Origin of the sequence: Burkholderia sp. BCC1996 (assembly GCF_905339955.1) — a bacterium.
In the GTDB taxonomy this organism is placed as follows: domain Bacteria; phylum Pseudomonadota; class Gammaproteobacteria; order Burkholderiales; family Burkholderiaceae; genus Burkholderia.
Genome location: NZ_CAJPHM010000085.1, coordinates 1 through 1,031 on the forward strand (window position 1 = coordinate 1; position 1,031 = coordinate 1,031).

The following is a 1,031-nucleotide window of genomic DNA, read 5'->3' on the forward strand; positions in this document are numbered from 1 at the left end:
CCGCGCTTCGCATCGCGCTTGGCCATCTCGTGCAGCAGCGTCACCAGGATCCGGCAGCCCGACGCGCCGATCGGGTGACCGATCGCGATCGCCCCGCCGTTCACGTTCACCTTCGACGTGTCCCAGCCCATCTGCTTGTGCACCGCCAGCGCCTGCGCCGCGAATGCCTCGTTGATTTCCATCAGGTCCAGGTCGCCCGGCGTCCAGCCCGCGCGCTCCAGCGCACGGCGCGATGCCGGCACCGGACCCATGCCCATCACGCTCGGATCCACGCCCGCGTTCGCGTACGCCTTGATCCGCGCCAGCGGCGTCAGGCCGAGCGCCGCCGCCTTCTGCGCCGACATCACCAGCACCGCCGCCGCGCCGTCGTTCAGCCCCGACGCGTTCGCCGCCGTCACCGAGCCGTCCTTCGAGAACGCCGGCTTCAGCCCCGCCAGCGATTCCGCCGTCACGCCGTGGCGCACGAACTCGTCAGTCGCGAACTGCAGCGGCTCGCCCTTGCGTTGCGGGATCGACACCGGCACGATCTCGTCGTCGAAGCGCCCGGCCTTCTGCGCGGCTTCCGCCTTGTTCTGCGACAGTGCCGCGAACGCGTCCTGCTCCTCGCGCGTGATCCCGTATTCCTTCGCGACGTTCTCCGCCGTGATGCCCATGTGGTACTGGTTGTACACGTCCCACAGGCCGTCGACGATCATCGTGTCGACCAGCTTCGCGTCACCCATCCGGAACCCGTCGCGCGAGCCCGGCAGCACGTGCGGCGCCGCGCTCATGTTCTCCTGGCCGCCCGCGATCACGATCTCCGCGTCGCCCGCCACGATCGCGTTCGCCGCCAGCATCACGGCCTTCAGGCCCGAGCCGCACACCTTGTTGATCGTCATCCCCGGCACTGCGCTCGGCAGGCCGGCCTTGATCAGCGACTGGCGCGCCGGGTTCTGCCCCGAGCCCGCCGTCAGCACCTGGCCCATGATCACTTCGCTCACCTGCTCGGGCTTCACGCCCGAACGCTCCAGCACCGCGCGAATCACCGTCGC

The 1,031-nt window shown here is 69.9% G+C and carries 1 protein-coding gene; it reads right to left on the reverse strand.

Annotated features, from left to right (window positions below; translation table 11 throughout):
- A partial coding sequence (locus U4Z64_RS37285; protein ID WP_321822681.1) for an acetyl-CoA C-acetyltransferase occupies positions 1 to 1,031 on the reverse strand: 1,031 nt, incomplete at both ends.